The sequence below is a fragment of the Pseudoduganella lutea genome, from assembly GCF_004209755.1.
GTDB classification, from domain to species: Bacteria; Pseudomonadota; Gammaproteobacteria; order Burkholderiales; family Burkholderiaceae_D; genus Rugamonas; species Rugamonas lutea.
Window position 1 is genome coordinate 5,962,767 of record NZ_CP035913.1, and the last position, 20,429, is coordinate 5,983,195.

The 20,429-nt window shown below is 67.4% G+C and carries 14 protein-coding genes; 11 read left to right on the forward strand and 3 right to left on the reverse strand.

Annotation, left to right across the window (positions count from 1 at the left end; translation table 11 throughout):
- Window position 1: 1 nt before the first annotated feature.
- The 5 genes from EWM63_RS25240 to EWM63_RS25260 all read left to right on the forward strand — a co-directional run bounded on the left by EWM63_RS25240 (window position 2) and on the right by EWM63_RS25260 (window position 9,644).
- On the forward strand, window positions 2-1,141 hold the full coding sequence (locus tag EWM63_RS25240; RefSeq protein WP_130188988.1) for an ABC transporter ATP-binding protein: 1,140 nt from the start codon (window positions 2-4) through the stop codon (window positions 1,139-1,141).
- A complete protein-coding gene (locus EWM63_RS25245) occupies window positions 1,138-2,106 on the forward strand; it encodes a carbohydrate kinase family protein (RefSeq protein WP_130188989.1) in 969 nt (322 codons plus the stop codon). Before EWM63_RS25240 ends, EWM63_RS25245 begins: the two co-directional genes overlap by 4 nt.
- A gap of 71 nt (window positions 2,107-2,177) precedes the next feature.
- Window positions 2,178-5,024, forward strand: coding sequence for a TonB-dependent receptor (locus EWM63_RS25250; protein ID WP_130188990.1), 2,847 nt, complete (start codon window positions 2,178-2,180; stop codon window positions 5,022-5,024).
- 576 nt (window positions 5,025-5,600) lie between these two features.
- Window positions 5,601-6,557, forward strand: a complete 957-nt coding sequence (locus tag EWM63_RS25255; RefSeq protein ID WP_130188991.1) for an alpha/beta hydrolase — start codon at window positions 5,601-5,603, stop codon at window positions 6,555-6,557.
- A gap of 90 nt (window positions 6,558-6,647) precedes the next feature.
- Window positions 6,648-9,644, forward strand: coding sequence for a TonB-dependent receptor plug domain-containing protein (locus EWM63_RS25260; protein WP_130188992.1), 2,997 nt, complete (start codon window positions 6,648-6,650; stop codon window positions 9,642-9,644).
- Between the two features lie 70 nt (window positions 9,645-9,714).
- On the opposite strand, the gene EWM63_RS25265 is transcribed toward EWM63_RS25260, so the two are convergent.
- Window positions 9,715-10,806 (reverse strand): excisionase family DNA-binding protein, encoded by a 1,092-nt coding sequence (locus EWM63_RS25265; protein WP_130188993.1) that lies wholly within the window; start codon window positions 10,804-10,806, stop codon window positions 9,715-9,717.
- A gap of 123 nt (window positions 10,807-10,929) precedes the next feature.
- On the reverse strand, window positions 10,930-11,850 hold the full coding sequence (locus EWM63_RS25270; protein ID WP_130188994.1) for a LysR family transcriptional regulator: 921 nt from the start codon (window positions 11,848-11,850) through the stop codon (window positions 10,930-10,932).
- 102 nt (window positions 11,851-11,952) lie between these two features.
- On the opposite strand from EWM63_RS25270, the gene EWM63_RS25275 reads away from it, so the two are divergent.
- Window positions 11,953-12,279, forward strand: a complete 327-nt coding sequence (locus tag EWM63_RS25275; RefSeq protein ID WP_130188995.1) for a nuclear transport factor 2 family protein — start codon at window positions 11,953-11,955, stop codon at window positions 12,277-12,279.
- A gap of 295 nt (window positions 12,280-12,574) precedes the next feature.
- The gene (locus EWM63_RS25280) at window positions 12,575-14,194 is read left to right on the forward strand and encodes a GMC family oxidoreductase (protein WP_130188996.1); all 1,620 of its coding nucleotides are present in this window, start codon (window positions 12,575-12,577) and stop codon (window positions 14,192-14,194) included.
- Between the two features lie 15 nt (window positions 14,195-14,209).
- Here EWM63_RS25280 and EWM63_RS25285 read toward each other — a convergent pair whose 3' ends face one another.
- A complete protein-coding gene (locus EWM63_RS25285) occupies window positions 14,210-15,277 on the reverse strand; it encodes a LacI family DNA-binding transcriptional regulator (protein ID WP_165390918.1) in 1,068 nt (355 codons plus the stop codon).
- A 387-nt stretch (window positions 15,278-15,664) separates the two neighbouring features.
- Here EWM63_RS25285 and EWM63_RS25290 point away from each other — a divergent pair, with 387 nt between their 5' ends.
- From EWM63_RS25290 to EWM63_RS25305, 4 genes are all read left to right on the forward strand, one after another.
- Window positions 15,665-16,606 (forward strand): ABC transporter substrate-binding protein, encoded by a 942-nt coding sequence (locus EWM63_RS25290; RefSeq protein WP_130188998.1) that lies wholly within the window; start codon window positions 15,665-15,667, stop codon window positions 16,604-16,606.
- Between the two features lie 160 nt (window positions 16,607-16,766).
- Window positions 16,767-18,275, forward strand: coding sequence for a sugar ABC transporter ATP-binding protein (locus tag EWM63_RS25295; RefSeq protein ID WP_130188999.1), 1,509 nt, complete (start codon window positions 16,767-16,769; stop codon window positions 18,273-18,275).
- A 9-nt stretch (window positions 18,276-18,284) separates the two neighbouring features.
- The gene (locus tag EWM63_RS25300; protein WP_371861126.1) at window positions 18,285-19,352 is read left to right on the forward strand and encodes an ABC transporter permease subunit; all 1,068 of its coding nucleotides are present in this window, start codon (window positions 18,285-18,287) and stop codon (window positions 19,350-19,352) included.
- 11 nt (window positions 19,353-19,363) lie between these two features.
- Window positions 19,364-20,278, forward strand: a complete 915-nt coding sequence (locus EWM63_RS25305) for a carbohydrate kinase family protein (protein WP_130189000.1) — start codon at window positions 19,364-19,366, stop codon at window positions 20,276-20,278.
- Window positions 20,279-20,429 lie beyond the last annotated feature (151 nt).

The window sequence follows — 20,429 nt, forward strand, 5'->3', positions numbered from 1 at the left end:
GATGGCAACCATTGCATTGCAGGGCGTCGGCAAGACCTACCCTGGGAAGGAATCGCACTACATCCAGCGCAACGTGGACTTCACGATCGCCGATGGGGAATTCGTCGTGCTCGTGGGCCCGTCCGGCTGCGGCAAGTCGACGCTGCTGCGCATGATCGCCGGGCTGGAGGACATCAGCGAAGGCGACATCCGCATCGATGGCGAGCGGGTCAACGACACGCCACCGGCGCAGCGCGGCCTGTCGATGGTGTTCCAGAGCTATGCGCTGTATGCACACATGAGCGTGTTCGAGAACATCGCCTTCGGGCTGAAACTGGCCCGCGTGCCCAGGGCGGAAATCAAGGTCGCGGTGCACGCGGTGGCGAAGATGCTGCAGATGGAGCACCTGCTCGACCGGCGGCCGCCGCAATTGTCCGGCGGGCAGCGACAGCGCGTGGCGATCGGCCGCGCCATCGTGCGCAAGCCGCGCGCCTTCCTGTTCGACGAGCCGCTGTCGAATCTCGATGCCGCGCTGCGGGCCGACATGCGTGTGGAGATCGCGCGGCTGCACAAGCAGCTCGGCGCCACCATGGTGTATGTGACGCACGACCAGGTCGAGGCCATGACGCTGGCCGACCGCATCGTGGTGCTGGGCCCCGCTGGCGTGCAGCAGATCGGCGCACCGATGTTCCTGTACGAGCGGCCGGCCAATGTGTTCGTGGCAGGCTTCATCGGCAGTCCCAAGATGAACCTCGTGCCCGGCACCCTCGACACGGCCGGTGGCCTGCAGGTAGGCGGCTGCCGGCTGCCGTGGCGTGAAGGCGCCGCGGGCGAGGCGGGCCACGTCACCGTCGGCATGCGGCCGGAGCACCTGGTGCCCCGGCCGGACGGCGCGATCCGCGGCGAGGTCCTGCTGGTCGAACGGCTCGGCGCGGAATCGTATGTGCACCTGGCAGTGCCGGGGCTCGACAAGCCGCTGATGGTGGTGGTGCAGGGCGAGCCGCCTGCCGCGCGCTCGGCGTGGGCGGTCAGCCCGGTGCCAGGCACGCTGCACGTGTTCGACAGCGCCGGCCTGCGTATCGAAGTACCGGGCACCGCGGCAAGCGCCGGGAATGCATTCGGATCAACCGCCGGCACGGCCGGCATTTCGGAGGTGGCATGATCATTGTTTGTGGTGAAGCGTTGTTCGATGTGTTTACCGACGGCGAGTCGGCGGCCGGGTTCGCCCTCGCGGCGCGCATCGGCGGGTCGCCGTTCAACGTGGCGGCGGGGCTGGCCCGACTGGGCACGGCGCCGCGATTCTTTGGCGGCCTGTCGCGCGACCAGTTCGGCCGCAAGCTTGCCGCTGCGCTGGAACGGGAAGGCGTCGACCTCTCGTGCGCGCCGCGGCCGGATGCCGCGACGGCGCTGGTGGCGGTCGACGTGGATGCCGAAGGTGTGCCGGCCTACACGCTGTATGGCAGCGCGACGGCCGAGCGCATGGTCATGCCCGCCGACCTGGCACGCGTGCCGGAAGACGCCGCGGCCATCCATGTCGGCTCCTACTGCATGGCGGTCGAGCCGGTCGCATCCACGCTGCGGGCACTGGTGGCGCGCCAGCGCCACCGCAGCCTGATCGCGTTCGATCCCAACGTGCGCCTGACGATCCAGCCGGACCGCGCCGTGTGGCAGGCGGCCGTGGCCTGGATGCTGCCGATGACCGACCTGCTGAAGATCAGCAACGAGGATATCGGGCACCTCTATCCCGGCATGGCCCCGCAGGCCTTCATCGACCATGCGCTGGCCGCGGGAGTGGCGCTCGTCGTCGTCACCCGGGGCGGGCACGGTGTGCTGGCCGTCACCGCGGCGCTGGCCCCGCTGGACCTGCCGGCCGCGCCGGTCGACGTCGTCGACACCGTCGGTGCCGGTGACACGTTCCAGGCCGCGCTGCTGTCCTGGCTGTCGCGACACGGCCTGCTGGCACGCACGGCCTTGCAGGCGCTGGATGCACGGACACTGCGCGAAGCACTCGCATTCGCCGGCCGTGCGGCGGCCATTACCTGTTCGCGGCGCGGCGCGGACCTGCCCAGGCTGGAGGAGGTGGCAAGGAGGTGGCAACTACCGGCTGAACCGGCCGCGCAGTCATGACAACGTTAGACATCATCAACTCGCTACACACCGCCTGAAGGCGGCCGATAATCATAAAAGGAGATGCGGCAATGACCTATTCGTTCAAACCCCATGCAATCAAACGCACCGTCACGCTGTCGGCGGCACTGGCGATCCTGCTGGCGCCGGCGTTCGTGTTCGGGCAGCAGCAGGTGGCGCAGGAGGCGGCCGCCGGCGACGGACAAGCCGGCGGCGACGACCCGTCCGCGGTCGTCATCGTCACCGGTGTCACGCAGGCCACCACCAAGAAGAACGCCACGTTCTCGATCAATACGCTGGGCAGCGAGGAGATCCAGCGCCTCGCGCCGATGAGCACCGCCGACCTGCTGGCCAACTTCCCCGGCATCTATACCGAGGGCAGCAGCGCGGGCGAGGCGAGCAACAACATCACCGTGCGCGGCCTGCCCGTCACGGGCGGCTACCGTTTCGCGCCGCAGCTGGTGGACGGCCTGCCGGCCTACGAGGAGCCGGAAGCGCCGTTCATGAACAACGACGTGTTCATCCGCGACGACCTCATGACCGAGAGCGTGGAGCTGGTCAAGGGCGGGCCTGGCGGCATCCTTTACTCGAACGGCCTTGGCGCCACGGTCAACCACGTCACGCGCACCGGCGGCGACCAGCTCGCGGGCGGCTACAAGATCGAATATGCGGACTACGGTTTTATCCGGCAGGATGCGTTCATCTCCGGTCCGCTTGCCCGGAACCTGACCGGCGCCGTCGGCGGTTTCTATCGCCGCAGCGATGGCGTGCGCGATACCGGCTACACGGCCGACAAGGGCGGGCAGGTGCGTGGCAACCTGGTGTACACGAGCGATGACCGCAAGACCACCGCGCGCCTGGACGCGCTTCTGATCAACGACCGCACCGCGTTCTTCCAGAACCTGCCGGTCTCCGTGCCGCGGTTCACCACGAGCGGCACGCCGGCCAATCCCACGGTGATCAACCAGGACTCGATCCAGCCGCTGGGCATCGATTTCGCCCATGGCACCACGGCGTCGCCCTACAACCGGAAGTTCAACATGATCGGCGAATACGGCACGCGCACGGTCGACCAGGCCGACGGCATCCATCCCGACTTCCGCATGCTGACACTGAGTGGCACGCATGAACTCGACGGCGGCCTGAAACTGTCCGCCGGCCTGCGCCACACCACCGGGAGCAATGGCTTCAATGCGGTCTTCACAGGCAACGATACCGCCTCGTCGCGCAACTTCCTCAACGCGCGTTACCAGAACGACGTGGTGTCGCCGGCGCATGGCGCGGCGCTGGGCTGCAATCTCGCCAATGCCAAGCTGGCGGGGTTCTTCAATGTCCCCGCCGGCAATGCCTGCTCCGCCTTCGCCAACATCAGCCGCGAAGACTTCGTCAGCCGCTACAGCAAGGCGACCGGCGTGGCCGCGCGCTATCTCGACGATGGCAGCGCCGTACCGGCCGGGAAGAACCTGAACTTCCTGATTCCGTTCATCGCCGACGTGGAGGCCTCCAGTACGTCGCTCGACCTGAAGGCGCAGAAATCGTTCCAGCTGCGGGGCCGGCATGACCTCACGTTCGGCGTGTACAAGAGCCGTTACCGCTACGCGCCCAATTTCCAGCAAAGCCTGCTGGTCACCGACGTGGCGGACCAGTCGCGGCTCGTGGACCTGGTGGCCGTCGATGCCCAGGGCAACCGGGTGGGGCCGAGCCTGACGCAGGGCGGGGCGATCCTGCCGGGGTGGGGCGGTTTCGTCAGCGACATCCGCGGCAACGGCAACGCCGCTTACCTGCTCGACCATTGGGAAGCGTCCGGCAACAGGCTCAAGATCGATGCGGGCGTGCGCTGGCAGAACCTGAAGGCCGATGCAGTGCGCCGCGACCGCAACACGATCACCGACCTCACGCCCGCCGGCACGGTGGTGGGTTCGACGGCCGATACCACGGCCGACAACGAAGTAAGCCTGCCGGGCGAAGCGCACCGCCTGAAGGAAACCTTCCACGGCTTCGGCTGGTCGGTGGGCGGCAACTACAGCTTCAGCAGGGCGCTGGCCGTGTACGGCCTGGCATCGAATTCCTTCCGGCTGCCCAGCCTGCAGGACCTGAACGACCTGGCCACGGCATCCGACATCGTCGTCAATGGCCAGCAGGTCCAGGTCGACGCGGTCGAACGCATCCGCCAGTACGAGGTGGGCCTGCGTTACCTGACGCGCGGCTTCGGCGCATCCGTGGCGGTGTTCTACAACAAGTTCTCGCCGCGCAGCGCGGTGAACATCCACAAGGACATCGAGTCGGCGTCGTGCGCCACGCAGGGCGGCGTCACGCAGATCAATTCCTGCCCCGACGTGGCGCAGCTGTACGGCCGCGGCATCCAGAACGTGGGCACGGAAATCGAGCTGTCGTGGCGGCCCGCCGCCGTCGAGGGGCTGGAACTGAAGGGCAACTTCGTGCTGCAGAACCCCAAGGTGAAGGGCGCGAACTACACCATCACGCAGGAAGACAAGGACCCGCAAGGCGTGATCACGGGTTACCACTACGTGCACGTCAGCGAGGATGGCCGCCGGCCGCGCCGCCTGCCGAAGGTGATGTTCAACCTGATGCCGTCGTTCGACCTGAAGCCGCTGACCGATATTCCGGTCAGCCTGTATGCGCAGTACCAGCGCTATGGCACGCGCTTCTCCGAAGCGTCGGACAACAACGTGACGCTGTTCCCGGCGTATCACATCGTCAACGCCGGCGCGCAGTACCAGATGACCGAGCGGTGGCGTGCCCACCTGCACGTGGCCAACCTGACCGACGAGGTGTCGTTCACCGAGGGCGACCCGCTGTTCAGCGACCTGCTGTCACCGGATGGCACGCGCAATCGCGGCGTCGCCCGGCCGCTGTTCGGCAGGACCATTCGCTTCAGCCTGACGTACATGTTCTAGCGGGCGCATGGCAACGCGGGCGGTGGAGCGGCGGATGTTCATGCCGGCCACGCTCGGAGGTCCGGGTTGCGAGCCGATGCAGCCCTTTGCAACGGTAAAGTCCGGGCTTTCATGCCCGGTGCCGTGCCGGTCGGGTGGCGCAGATGGTGGCAAGCCGCTGCGGCCCGTCCGGCCATCGCCCCTGGCAGTGTTGCCGCCGCCGGCAGGGCGGAGACGATCCGCCCGGCACGGGCGATGCGGAGCCGCCAGTGCCTGCTGATACGCAAAGTGACGCAGGGTTTGGTAACGCTATCCTGGCCCACTAATCCATGTTTAGTATCGATGCCAATCACTTTTATTCGTGCACCGATCACCATATCGGTATCGCTGCAAGCTGGAACTGCACCTTCCGGAACCCGTTTTCACTCTATGGCAACGATTTCATAGCGTATCGCAGGATGCCTGAGATTGAAGCGACAGTTGTGACAGCTTCGCAACATTTTCTCTAACATTCCCGTACCATAAATGTTTGCGCTATCTTAGCGATCGGCACCACCCGGTATGGGTGGCGATCCACATAAAAACACAGGAGATAGCATGAACCGAACACAGTGGTGGACCCGGGGCGCGGTGCGCCCGGCGCTGGGCGCGATGGCAATGGCCTGGACGATGGCCTCGCCCGCAATGGCGCAGAACGACAAGATGGTACCGATCGCGACGCCGCAGCAGAAGGAGGCGATCGTGCTCGGCACCGGCGCGCTGCCCGGCGCCACCGCGGCCGAAAGCTGGCACACCCAGTATGGCAGCACGTTCGCCCGTAACGTCACGGTGGCCACGCTGACGCCGTTCCTGCCGGCGCCGGGCAAGGCCACCGGCGCGGCAGTGATCGTGGCGCCGGGCGGCGGCTTTCGCACGCTGTCGATGAACAACGAAGGGTGGGACGTCGCAAAGGCGCTGGCCGGCAAGGGCGTGGCCGCCTTCGTGCTGAAATACCGCCTGAACCAGACACCGGCGGACATGGCCGGCTTCGAGCGCTCGATGGCGGAAATGTTTTCCGCGACGGCGAAGCGCCCGCCGGCGCCGCAAGATCCCGGCACCACCTATGCACCGCAGATCGCCGACGCGCGGGCCGCCTTCGCGCTCGTGCGTTCACGGGCGGCAGCATGGCACGTGGATGCCGACCGCATCGGCATGCTGGGCTTCTCGGCCGGCGCCATGCTCACCATGGCGACGGCATTGCACGGCGAGGACGCGAAGCCGGCCTTCATCGGTAACATCTACGGGCCGCTCTCGGCCGTCACCGTGCCGGCCGATGCGCCGCCGCTGTTCGTGGCGCTGGCCGCGGACGATCCCTTCTTCGCCAACGCAGGCTATGGCCTGATCGACAGCTGGCGCAGCGCGAAGCGCCCGGTCGAGTTCCACCTGTTCGAACAGGGCGGCCACGGGTTCGGCATGTACCCGAAGAGCACCACGAGCACCGGCTGGTTCGACGGCTACGTGCGCTGGCTGGGCATGCACGGCTACCTGCAGCCGAAGCGCCAGCAGGTTCAGTAAGCAGATCCGCCCGGACAGGCGGCGGGGAGTGGGGGCGCCCGAAAGCGCGCCACCGCTCCCACGCGCCGCCACAAAAACACTGGAGACGACATGCATACCCCAAACAAGCGTACCCTGATCAACCTTGCCGTGGCCAGCGCCTGCGGCATCCTGTCGATGTCGGTCCACGCGCAGGAGGCCCCGCCGGCAACGCCGGCGGTGGCCGGCGCGCAGCCCGATGACGGCAAGCCGGCCGATACCCCCGCGGTCGCGGCGGCGGCGTCACCCGCGCCGGACACACCCAGTGCCGCCAACACCGTGGTGGTCTCCGGCTCGCGCATCGCGGCGCGCGGCTTCACCCAGCCCACGCCGACCACGAGCCTGACGGCCGCCGACTTCGAGAAGGCGGCCAAGCCGAACATGTTCGAGTCGCTCGTCGAACTGCCCGCCCTGCAGGGCAGCACGGGCCGCACCACGAATACCTTCAGCACGTCCAGCGGCATCCAGGGGCTGTCATCGCTGTCGCTGCGCGGCCTCGGCACGATCCGTACGCTGACCCTGCTGGACGGCCAGCGCGTGGTCGGCGCCAACGTGACCGGCATTACCGATGTCAGCCAGTTTCCCCAGTTGCTGGTCAAGCGCGTCGATGTCGTGACGGGCGGCGCTTCGGCGTCCTATGGTTCCGATGCGATCGGCGGCGTGGTCAACTTCATCACCGATAAACGGTTTACCGGTTTCAAGGCCAACGTCGCCGGCGGCATGACGAAATACGACGACGACAAGAGCGGCACGCTGCAAGGTGCCTGGGGCAAGGGTTTCCTGGATGGCCGCCTGCACGTGACGGTCAGCGGCGAATTCACCAAGCAGAACGGCATCGATTCGCCGGGCTTCGGCGAAGTGGGCGCCAACGGCCGCACCTGGTACGACAATCCCGCCCTGCAGGAATCGACGCGCGAGATGCAGGCTGCCGGCATGCCGCGCTACAAGTACATCCACCATGCCCAGCATGTGCAGTACGCGAAGTATGGCCTGATCACCAACGGTCCGCTGCGCGGCACGGCGTTCGGCCCGGGCGGCACGCCTTACCCGTTCGAGTACGGCACCGATTGCGTCGGCAACTTCTGCGTCGGCGGCGACCGCTCCGGCAGCGTGGGCGCGGGCACCAACCTGGCGATGAACTTCAAGCGCCAGGTGGCCTATGGGCGCGTGTCGTGGAACCTCGATCCGGACAACGAGATCTACGTCACCGGCAACTGGGCGCAGGTGAAATCCGCGTTCTCGCCGAACCCGGGCGCGGCCAAGCAGGGCAACCTGGCGATCCGCTGCGACAACGCCTTCCTGCCGGCGTCGGTCGCCGCAGGCTGTGCCGCCGGCTATCCGAACGGCACCATGAACGTCGGGACCGCGAACGCCCAGTTCCCGGCCAACATCAACGTGCATCCCACGCGCACGCAGCGCCGCCTTGTCGTGGGCGCCAACGGCAAGTTCGCGCTGTTCGGCAAGGACTGGTCGTACGATGCGTATGCGGAGCACGGCGAGAACACGACCGTGATCGACGTGCGCGACATCACGCTGAACCGGCGCTACAACTTCGCGATCGATGCCGTCAGGGATCCGGCCACCGGCCAGGTCGTGTGCCGCAGCGCCGATGCGCGCGCCGCCGGCTGCCGGCCGATCAACATCTTCGGCGACGTGCCCATCGACCTGGCAGGCTGGAACTATATCGCGCCGCGCAACGGCCCGATGCAGCACACGGATTCAAGCCAGAACGTTGCCAGCGTCAACTTCAACGGCGAGCTGGCGCAAGGCTGGGCAGGGCCCATCGCCATGGCGTTCGGCGCCGAATACCGGCGCGAGAAATATGCCGTGCGCGGCGATCCCTACGGCGCGGGCGTCGCCTGGGAGTCGCCTTACAGTGCGGCCTATCCGCAGGATCCCACGCTGTCGGTCACGGGCGACAACTGGTTTGCGGGCAATTACCACAATGGCCAGGGCAGCTTCAACGTGAAGGAAGCCTATGTCGAGTTGAACATCCCGCTGGTGAAGTCCGCCACGCTGGGCGAGGCCAGCCTGAACATCGCCGACCGCGAGGAAAAATACAGCACCGCCGGCCACGCCCGTGCGTGGAAGCTCGGCGCAACGTGGCAGACCCCGGTCGATGGCCTGCGCCTGCGCGCGGTAAGCTCGCAGGACGTGCGCGCGCCCAACCTCTCCGAGCTGTATGCCGCCATGACGGTCACCAACCAGGCCGTCAACAATGCCCAGGGATCGTCGATCCAGATCCAGCAGCGCAATGTGGGCAACCCGAACCTGAAGCCGGAGACGGCGCGCAACAATTCCTTCGGCATCATCCTGAGCCAGCCGGGATGGGCGCGCAACTTCAACCTGTCGATCGACTACTTCGACATCAAGGTGAGGAACGTGATCAGTTCCCTGAACCCGCAGCAGGAAGTCGACCTGTGCTACGGCGGCAACCAGGAAGTGTGCGCGGCCGTCTCGATCGACGGCCCGGCGGGCACGAACTACGTGCTGGCGCAAAGCTTCAACTTCGCCTCGCTGCACACGCGCGGCGTCGATATCGAAGCGGCATACCGCGCCAACATGGCCAACTGGGGGCTGCTCGGCACCGTCACGCTGCGTGGCCTGGCATCGCGCACGATCCACGCCATCTCCGACCCGGGCGTTCCCGGCACCACGCCGAGCGAGGGCGCAGGCAACATGACGGGCGCCACGCCGAAGTGGAAGGCGCTGCTGTCGCAGTCGTGGGATGGCCTGCTGGGCGGGAAGCTCGGCCTGGCGCTGACCGAGCGCTGGATCAGCGCGGGGGTGATCAACAACGAATACATCGAATGCCAGAGCAGTTGCCCGCTGCCCACCGCTGCGCATCCGACGATCTTCGACAACCACCTGCCCGGTGCCGTGTACATCGACTTCGGCGGCAATTACAACCTGTCGAAACAGGTGACCGCCTACTTCAAGATCGACAACCTGGCCGACCGCGATCCGGTGCTCGTGCCGCAAACCAATCTGAGCCTGGCGCTGAACCCCGCCATCTACGATGCGGTCGGGCGCACTTATCGCGTGGGGGTGCGCATGACCTTCCAGTAGAAGCGGTTTCGCAGGCGGCGGTGGCCGGGCGCCGCGGCCATCGTGCGCCGGGGTGCCCGCCGGAGAAAGGCTACCTGCGCCGCGCGGACCGTATCGCGCGGCGCACTTCATGCGACGCCTGGCGCGCAAGGCGGTCCAGGATCTGCCGGCCGTCGTCGCCGAGCTGGCGCGGTTTCGTGTCGATCACGCACAGCGAGCCCAGGGCGAACCCCATGTCATCGGTGATCGGTGCGCCGGCGTAGTAACGGAAATGCGGCGCCTCGGCGACGGCCGGGTTGTCGGCGAACCGCGTGTCGCCATCGAGTTCGGAGAATTCCTGCACGCCCGTCTGCAGCAGCGTGTAGTTGCAGAATGCCCAGTGGCGCGGCGTTTCGGCCAGGTCCAGCCCCACCTTCGCCTTGAACCACTGCTTGTCCTCGCTGATGACGCTGATGAGCGCGATCGGCATCGACAGGGTCAGCGCGGCAATCCGGGCGATGTTGTCCAGCGCTTCTTCCTGTGCGCTGTAGAGCAGGCCGGAACGGTGCACGGCCGCCAGGCGCCGCGGCTCGTCCGGCCCGACGGGGAAGGGCGCGTCGAGAAGCGCGGCGGGCAGCGGGGCGGGCACTTCGGACCTGAGCGGCGAGTGCTTCGCCAGCTCACCGGCCACGCTGTCCGGCATGCCGCGCAGCTGGATTACCTTGCAGTTCAGGCCAGGTTGCAGCAAGGCGTCGATCTCCCCGGCGGGCAGCGACGTGGCGATCACGATGCGCATCCGGTTCAGCAGCGGGATCTCGTGCAGCGACGACAGGAAGCCCGGCATCAGGTCGTCCACGGTGTCGACGTGGACCACCAGCATGTCCGGTACCGTCGCCCCGAGCGTTACGGCGGCGGCGACCGGGTTGTCGAGGCAGGTGAGGCCTGCGACGTTCATCGATGCGAAGGCACTGGTCCAGCCCTGGTGATGGCGCGCCGGCGCCAGCACGAGCACGTCCCAGCCGGGCGACTTGATGTCGTTGCCGTATTCCAGCGTGGCCAGCACGTCGGTCTCGTACATGCGGCGATGGCCGCCGGGCGTCTTCCACGACGGGATCACGCCGCTTTCGATCCACAGCTGCGCCGTACGGGCCGAAACGCCGAGGATTTTCGCTGCCTGCGCCGTGGTGATGATGGAACTTTTCATGAGCGGCAGTATAGCCGATGGCTTCCGATCGTCCGGGGGGCATGTGCCCGGCCAAGGCCGCGGCGATGCTTGTCCGGGCGGTGGCAACCACGAGCCGGCGACTGACCGTTAGCGCACGTCAGGTCACGGAGGCAGCGTGACGTCGAGCAGACCCTCGCCGGCCAGCAGCGTGGCCTGCTCGATGAGCGCCCGCATCTTCGGCTGGTTCTGGCTGCGCATGGGGAAATACAGGTACAGGCCGGAGGTTTCCGGCACCTGGCCGGCGAGGGTGCGCACCAGCCGTCCATTCAGCACGTCGTCCGCGATCTCGATATCGGGCAACCATGCGATACCGAGGCCCTGGCGTGCCAGTTCTGCGATCAGCCGGGTATCGTTCGCGCACAGCGGCGCCTCGGTATCGAGCTGGATCTCACCTTCGGCACCGGCGAAGCGCCATGGCGGCAGGACGCCGGATGTCGAAAAGCGGTAGCGGATCGTGGCGTGCCGCAGCAGGTCGTGCGGCGAGGCCGGCTCGCCGTGCGCAGCGAAGTAGTTGGGGGACGCCACGATGGACCATGGCAGCGGCCGGCTGAGACGGATCGCCACCATGTCCTGCGCGATCGCCTGTCCCAGGCGCACACCCGCGTCATAGCCCGCCGCCACGAGGTCGACGAGGCCATCGTCGAGCGACAGCTCGAACGTGATGTCGGGGTATTTCGCCCGCATGCGCGGCACCAGGTGCCGCGCCAGCAGGAAGCCGAACGCGCGCGGCGCGGTCACGCGCAGGTGGCCGGAGGGACGCTGCTGGAACTGCGCCAGTTCCGCGAACGCATCGTCGATCTGGCCCACCGCCGGCCGGAGCGCGGCCAGCAGGGCCGCGCCGGCGTCCGTCAGCAGCACGCTGCGCGTGTTGCGGGTGAACAGCGTCACGCCATGCCGGCTTTCCAGGGCACGCACGCCCTTGCTGACGGCTGTGGGGGTGACATTGAGCCGCCTGGCCGCCTGCGTGAAGCTGCGGTGCTCGGCGACGGCCAGGAACAGGCGAATCAATTCAAGGGAGCTCATCGTTCTCATTATGAACCTTCGGTTCAAGGAGCATTGCGGTTTACATGGTTTTTCATCATGTCCAGCGCGCCTACACTGCAAGCACATTTCAAGGAGAACCCCATGATTCCATTACCAGACGCTGTCGCCGCCTATGTCGCGGCAGCCAACGAACACGATGCCGCGCGGGTCGCCGGCTGCTTCGTGCGCAACGGCACGGTGTACGACGAAGGCAGGCTCCGGCGCGGGCACGCGGCGATCGCCGCCTGGGCGAGCGAGACGGCGACGCGCTACCAGTCGGTGATCGCGCCGGCCGGTATCGCCGGGCAGGATGGCCGTCACGAACTCACGGCCTCCGTTTCCGGCAATTTCCCGGGCAGCCCGGCAACGCTCAAGTTCCGGTTCGTGCTGCGCGCCGAACGGATCGAAGCGCTGGAGATCACGGCATGAACGACCTTACCTTCGACGGCAGGCACGCCCTCGTCACGGGCGGCACGAAAGGGATGGGCGAGGCGATCGAATTTTCAGTTCGGCCGACCCCAAATCCAGGCCCGACCCGCCCGTCACGCGTCCCATTGTCCCTTGGCTAGTGCCGCTACCTGTCGAGGCAAGAGAAAAAGACAATAAAAAAATCGATAGAATCGGTAAAATCGATATAATCGGCGGTACTTGCTTGCATTTCAAGCAAGCGCCCGCCAATCTCCAGCAGGACGATGGCGCCGCCCACTTACTGAAGAGCATGAACATGACCACCGCCACGACCAACACCTCCGACCACGAATTCGCCGAGGGCGTCCGCGCCAACCAGGACCACCTGTCCACCTCCCAAAACACCCGTTTTGACTTCATCGTCTGCGGCGCCGGCTCGGCCGGTTCCGTCGTGGCGGCGCGGCTGGCGGAAAACCCCGAAGTACGGGTGCTGCTGCTCGAGGCGGGCGGATCGGATGAGGTCGACAGTGTCATGGAACCGGCACAGTGGCCGCTCAACCTCGGCTCGGAACGCGACTGGGGCTTCATGGCCGAGCCGAACGCGCATCTCGGCGGGCGCGCCATCCCCATGAACATGGGCAAGGTGCTCGGCGGCGGCTCCAGCATCAACGTCATGCTGTGGGCGCGCGGCCACCGGGCCGACTGGAACCACTTCGCCGCCGAATCGGGCGATGCGGCATGGAGCTACGAATCCGTCCTGAACATCTACCGCCGCATCGAGGACTGGCATGGCCCCGCCGATCCGGACTACCGCGGCAAGGGCGGTCCCGTGTACGTGGCGCCGGCGCACGATCCCAAGCCGACCGCGACCCTGATGCTGGAAGCTGCCCGCTCGCTGGGCGTGCCGACCTTCGACAGCCCGAACGGCGCGATGATGGAAGGGAACGGCGGCGCGGCGATCAACGACCTGCGCATCCGCGACGGCAAGCGGCTGTCGATCTTCCGTTCCTATACGTGGCCGCGCATGGCGCAGCCGAACCTCACGGTGCTGACCGGCGCGCTGGTGTCGAAGCTGACCTTCGACGGCAACCGGGTCACGGGCGTCGACGTGCTCCACGGCGGCCGCCTGCGCTCGTTCTCGGCGGCGCGCGAAGTGGTGCTGTCGCTGGGCGCGGTGAACACGCCGAAGGTCCTCATGCAGTCCGGCATCGGCCCCGAGCAGGAGCTGAAGCGGCATGGCATCGCGGTGCGCCAGCACCTGCCCGGCGTCGGCCAGAACCACCAGGATCACGTGTCGTTCGGCTGCATCTGGGAATATGCCGAACCGCAGGAAGTGGGCAACGGCGGTTCGGAAGCCACGCTGTACTGGAAGAGCGACGCCGCCCTCGACGCGCCCGACATGCTGCACTGCCAGGTGGAGTTTCCCGTGCCGAGCGCCGAGAACGCGGCGCGGGGCACGCCCCAGCATGGGTGGACGATGTTCGCCGGCCTGGCGCACCCGAAGAGCCGCGGCCAGTTGCTGCTCTCCGGCCCGGACGCCGGCGACGCGATGATCATCCGCGCCAACACGCTGTCGGACCCGGACGACCTCCGGGCGGCGCTGGCCAGCGTGCAGATGTGCCGCGACCTCGGCAACGCGGACGCCTTCCGCGGCCTCGTGACCGGTGAAAGCATGCCCGGCAACCTGGGGCGGGAAGATATGGAGCAGTATCTGCGCCAGGGTGCGGTCACCTACTGGCACCAGTCCTGCACCGCGAAGATGGGGCGCGATGCGATGTCGGTGGTCGACGGCAAGCTCGCCGTGTACGGCATCGCGGGCCTGCGCATCGCCGACGCCTCGATCATGCCGCGCATCACCACGGGGAACACGATGGCGCCGTGCGTCGTCATCGGTGAGCGCGCCGCGGACGTGATCAAGGCGCAGTACGGGATCTGACGACGCGTCGCGGCGCTACGCCGATTCCCGCGGCACGATCCCGCCGCTGAAGCGCTTGCGGTAAGGCGCCTCGCCGGCACCATCGAGCTGGGCCTGCAGGCATTCCATGGCGGCCACGCCGATGGCGGCGACATCCTGCCGGAACGTGGTCAGCGGCGGGTGCAGGTAGGCGGAGATCGGCAGGTCGTCGTGGCCGACGATGGCGAGGTCCTTGCCGGGCTCCAGGCCGAAGCGCCGGCAGGCCGCCATGGCGCCGATCGCGAGCCGGTCGGTGCCGCAGGCGAGGGCGGTGGCGCCGGCGCGCTTGCAGGCGCCGCTGGTGAGCCAGTCGAGCACATGCCGGAAGCCATAGGCTTCGAAATCCCACGTCGGCTGGGTGCCGGCCGGCAGGACCAGCGCCGGGATGCCGGCTTCCGCCATCGCGTCGTGGTAGCCGGCCAGCCGTTCCACCGGCGACGGATGGGCGACCGGCGGGGCGCCCAGGTACGCCGGCCGGTGGCCGCGGCCAAGCAGGTAACGCGTCAGCATCGCCATGCTCTGCCGGTTGTCGTTCATGACGTAGTTGCAGTCTTCATGCACATAGCTGTCCAGGTAGACGATGCGCATTTCCTGCTCCAGCCGCCGCAGCAGGTCCAGGTTCTGGCGCGATGCGACCGCCGTCAGCACCACGCCCGCCACCTTCATCGAGCGCATCGTCATCAGCGCCGCCGCTTCCTCGGCCGGGTCGTTGTACGAGCACTGGATGATCACGTCCATGCCCAGCGCCTTGGCCTTCTGTTCGATCGCGCGCAGGGCTTCGGCAAAGAAGGGTTCGTTGATCACGGGAAGGATCACGCCGACGGTGCGCGAGCGGCCCCGCACCAGGCTGACCGCATGCGGGTCGGGCACATATTCCAGTTCGCGGCATGCCTGCAGGATGCGCGCCCGGGTGTCGGGCTTCAGGCCTTCGCCATCGTTGAAGTATTTCGATACCGTGGCGCGCGACACGCCGGCCAGCGCGGCGACATCGTGCATCGTTACCGGGCCGCGGGGCTCCGGGCTCCGCGAACCGCCAGCGGCCTGGGCATTCTTCACAGTTTTCATTCGTTGTGTATTGACACGTGTAATGTTGGCGCCCGGGCAGATGTCCGGGGCTGTCTGCCGTGCATGGCCGGGCCATGCAATGCCGCAACGGCGCACCATGATAGCAAAAATACCTGCGTGCAAGCAGAGCAATACAAGGTGAGGCACGCCGTGCATTCTTGACGCTGAGCACGCCATGGCAGGCGAAGCCAGGACTGGCCGCCGATGGATTTTTCCGCACGGTATCGCCGGTGCAATCCTGCCACAGTCTTGCAAAAAAATCAGTTGACGTCAAAAAGTCGACACGTGTAAAGTTCGCTCGTGACAGCAGAATCACGACACGGGCCGCAAGACGGCCTGCGGCACGAAGGCAATACCGCGCCTACTCATCACAACCGGAGACATGCAATGAAAAGACAAGCCCTGTGCGCCTGCATCGCGGCAATCGGCCTGGCGCTGGCAGGCCAGGCCGGCGCGGCGCGGCCGTTGAAGGCGGTCGGCGTCGCCGTCAGCGACCTCGCCAATCCATATTTCGTGGCCATCGGCAAGGGCGCGGGGGACGCGGCCAGGAAGATCGGCGGCAGCAAGGTCAGGGTCACCACCGTGTCCAGCAAGTACGACCTGAATACGCAGGTCGGCCAGATCGAGAACTTCATCGCCAGCAAGGTCGACATCCTTGTCGTCAACGCGACCGATCCGAAAGGCATCGCGCCCGTGCTGCAGAAGGCCCGCGACGCCGGCATCGTCGTGATGGCGGTCGACGTCGGCGCCGACAACGCCGATGCCACGATCATGTCCGACAACACGATGGCCGGCGTCGAGTCGTGCAAGCGCATCGTCCAGCGCCTGAACGGCAAGGGAAACGTGGTGATCGTCAACGGCCCGCCCGTCACGGCCGTGATCGCCCGCGTGGCCGGCTGCAAGCGTGCCTTCGCCGGCACCGCCATCCGCATCGTGTCCGACAACCAGGATGCGAAGGGCAGCCTCGATGGCGGCATGGAAGTGATGACCAACCTGCTGACCGCGCATCGCCGGATCGACGCGGTCTTCGCGATCAACGACCCGTCGGCGATCGGCGCCGAACTGGCGGTCAAGCAGGCCGGGCGCGGCGACGTGCGGATGGTGGCCTCGGTCGATGGCGCGCCCGACGCGGAAGCCGCGCTGAAATCGCGCAACAGCATTTTCGCGGTCACCGCCGCGCAAGACCCGTACCGGATGGCCACGCTGGCGATTGAAATCGGCTATGGCATCATGCACGGCAAGCGGCCGGCCAACTCCACCGTGCTGATTCCAACACCGGCGATCACGAAAGAAAACGTGGCGGCCTACAAGGGCTGGGCCAGCCACTAGCGCGCCCGCCTGGGCACCTGCGTTGCGCACCTTGACGGCGCACCCGCATTGCACAGGCTTACCGCTTGCCCGGCCGGCCCATGCCCTGTCCAGGGCGGCCCGCGCGGCCAGGCCCGCACCTACCCATCCATACCCACCCAAGAACCTCACTGGAGGAGACATGGTAACCGCAATTCCAGAGCCGGTGCTCGAAGTATCCGGCATTCGCAAACGCTTCGGCGCCGTCACGGTGCTCGACGGCGTGCAGCTCACCATCCGCCCCGGCGAAATCCATGCGCTGATGGGCGAGAACGGCGCCGGCAAGAGCACGCTGATGAAGATCCTTGCCGGCGTGTACCAGCCCGATGCCGGCGAGATCCGCGCGGCCGGCAAGCCGGTGCGCATCACCTGCCCGGCCGACGCCCGTGCCTGCGGCATCAACCTGATCTACCAGGAGCTGTCGGTGGCGCCGAACCTCACCGTCGCCCAGAACATCTTCATGGGCGCGGAACCGCGCGGCCGCTTCGGCATCGTTGACACCGCGCAGATGCACCGGCGCGCCGCGGAAGTGTTGCGCAGCCTCGGCGCGACGTTCGCGCCGACGCGGATCGCGAGCGGCCTGTCCATCGCCGACCAGCAGCAGGTGGAAATCGCCCGCGCGCTGGTGCATGAAAGCCGCGTGCTGATCATGGATGAACCGACGGCGGCGCTGTCCGAGCGTGAGACCGAGCGCCTGTTCGACGTGATGCGGGGCCTGCGCGCGCGCGGCATCGCGATCATCTATATCAGCCACCGCATGGCCGAGGTGCGCATGCTGGCCGACCGCGTCACCGTGCTGCGCGACGGCACCTGGATCGGTGAGCTCGACCGCGAGGAAGCCACGCCGGAAACGGTGGTGCGCATGATGGTGGGCCGCGAACTCGGCGGCTTCTACGAGCATGCCCGGCAGCGCGCACCCGGCGCCGTGCGGCTGAAGCTCAGCGGCGTGCACGGGGCCAGGGTACATCCCGCCTCGCTGGAAGTGCGCGCCGGCGAAATCGTCGGGCTTGCCGGCCTGGTCGGCGCCGGCCGCACCGAGCTGGCCCGCCTCGTGTTCGGTGCCGACCGGATGGCCGGCGGAACGGTCGAGCTCGACGGCATCCCCGTCACGATCCGCGCGCCGGCCGACGCCATCCGGCAGGGCATCGCCTATGTGCCGGAAGACCGCAAGGGGCAGGGACTGTTCCTGCAGCAGTCGCTGCTGGCGAACGTGACGATGAACGTGCTCGGCGTGCATGCGCGCTGCGGGGTATTGCGGCACGGCGAACTGTTGAGCGTCACGCGCGCGGCGATCAGCCGCCTGTCCGCACGCGGCGCCGGTCCCGAAGGCATCATCGGCGGCCTGTCCGGCGGCAACCAGCAAAAGCTGTTGCTGGCGCGCTGGCTGGCCATCGGGCCGCGCGTGCTGATCCTCGACGAGCCCACGCGCGGCGTCGACATCGGCGCCAAGCACGAGATCTACCGGATCATCCATGAACTTGCCGACGCCGGCGTGGCCGTGCTGTGCATTTCAAGCGAGCTTGCCGAGATCATCGGCGTGTGCGACCGGGTACTGGTCATGCGCGAAGGCTGGCTGGCCGGCGAACTGGAAGGCGAACAGATCACGCAGGAAAACATCATGGCGCTGGCCACCCTGGCCCAGGCCGCATAAGGAGATATCATGCTCACCCATCCGAAGACCATCGAACCCTCGCTGTCCCCGCTTCCGGGGCAGGGAGACCCCGGCCTGGCGCGGCGTGCCGCCCCGCGGGCCGGCATCGGCCAGGCGTTCTCGCGCATGTTCGCCACGCTCGGCATGCTGCCCGTGCTCGTTGCGCTGTACATCGTGTTTTATTTCCTGACTGGCTACTTCGCGGAGGACGGCATCTCCAATTTCGCCACGTCGGCCAACACGATGAACGTGCTGCGCCAGACGTCGATCAACCTGGTGCTCGCCACTGGCATGACCTTCGTGATCCTCACCGGCGGCATCGACCTGTCGGTCGGCTCGGTGCTGGCCGTGTCGGCGGTGCTCGGCATGATCGCCTCGCTGCCCGGCAACGCGCCGGCACTGTCGCTCCCCGTGTTCCTCATGGCCGGCCTGGGCCTGGGCCTGCTGAACGGCGTGCTGGTCGCCGGCTTCCGGATCAACCCTTTCGTGGTCACGCTCGGCACCATGACCGCGCTGCGCGGCGCCGCCTACCTGCTGGCCGACGGCACGACGATCCTGAACCGCGAGATCCCCAGCTTCGAATGGATCGGCAACGATTCGTTCGCCGGCCTGCCGTGGCTGGTGTGGGTTGCCGCGGCGCTGGTGGTGGTGGCCTGGTTCATCCTGCGGCGCACGGTGCTCGGCATGCACGTGTATGCGGTGGGCGGCAATGCGCAGGCGGCCCGCCTGACCGGCATCAAGGTCGGCCTGGTCACGGTGTTCGTGTATGCGTTCTCCGGGCTGTGCGCGGGCACCGCGGGCGCCATGTCCGCCAGCCGGCTGTATGGCGCGAACGGCAATTGGGGATCGGGCTACGAGCTCGACGCGATCGCCGCGGTGGTCCTCGGCGGCACGAGCCTGATGGGTGGCGTGGGCACGATCTGGGGCACGGTCATCGGCGCGCTGATCATCGCGCTCCTCAACAACGGGCTGACGATCCTCGGCCTGTCTTCCTTCTGGCAGTACGTGGCCAAGGGCACCGTCATCGTGCTGGCCGTGATGCTGGACAAATGGCGTTACCAACAACAGGCGAACTGATAATGCAAAACATGAATTCTTCCCGCCCGCTGCCCCGCTACGTGGTCTTCGGCGAAGCGCTGACCGACATGATCCGCCAGGACGACGGCACCTGGCACGCCCATCCCGGCGGCTCCTGCTGGAACGTGGCGCGGGTGGGCGCGCGGCTGGGCGTGCAGACGGCTTATGCCGGTGCCGTCAGCATGGATGCCTTCGGCGACGAGATTGCGGCAGCCGGGGCGCAGGCCGGCCTGGACGAGCGCTTCCTGCAGCGCGTCGATGCGGCGCCATTCCTCGCCATGGTCACGTCGCGCCATCCGCCGCGCTATGTCTTCCTCGGCGAGAACAGCGCGGACCTGCATTTCCAGCCCGGGCAATTGCCGGAAGGCTGGCTGGACGCCGCCGACGTGATCCACCTGGGCAGCCTGTCGCTGGCGCGTCAACCGCTGGCACGGCGCCTGGTGGAGCAGGCCGTGCTGGCGCAGCGCGCGGGCAAGCGCATCGCGTTCGATCCGAACTTCCGCGATGCGATGCGCGACCCCGCCTACCGGCCCACCTTCCAGCAGATTGCGTCGATCGCAAGCTGCATCAAGGTGTCCGACGAAGACCTGGAAGGCCTGTTTCCGGGCCTGTCGCCGCGCGATGCGCTGGCCGAACTGCGCGCGCTGGCGCCGCAAGCCGAGATCCTGCTGACGCGCGGCGCGGACGGCCTGTGCCTGATCAGCGGCGAGCGCGTGCTGGATGCGCCGGCGTGCCGTGTCGACGTGGCCGACACCGTGGGCTGCGGCGACGCCGCGATGGCGGGCTGGGTCAGCGGCATGCTGCTGCATCCGGACATGCCTGCGCCGCGCCAGCTCGCACGCATCGCGGCCGTGGCCGCCGTGGCGGCGATGCACGCGGGGCCGTATGCCCCGACGGCGCAGGAAGTCGACGCCATGCTCGGCTAGCGGCTGAACGCTGATTGCAAGCCACGCGGCTTGCAGTCTTCCGTGCCCGCGGGCCGGGCCGCCCGGCCCGCCGCAATACAGGGCTGAGGGCACAGGGCCCACCAATCCATCCCGGACCATGCAACCCGCCACGGCACCGTCGCGGCGGGAC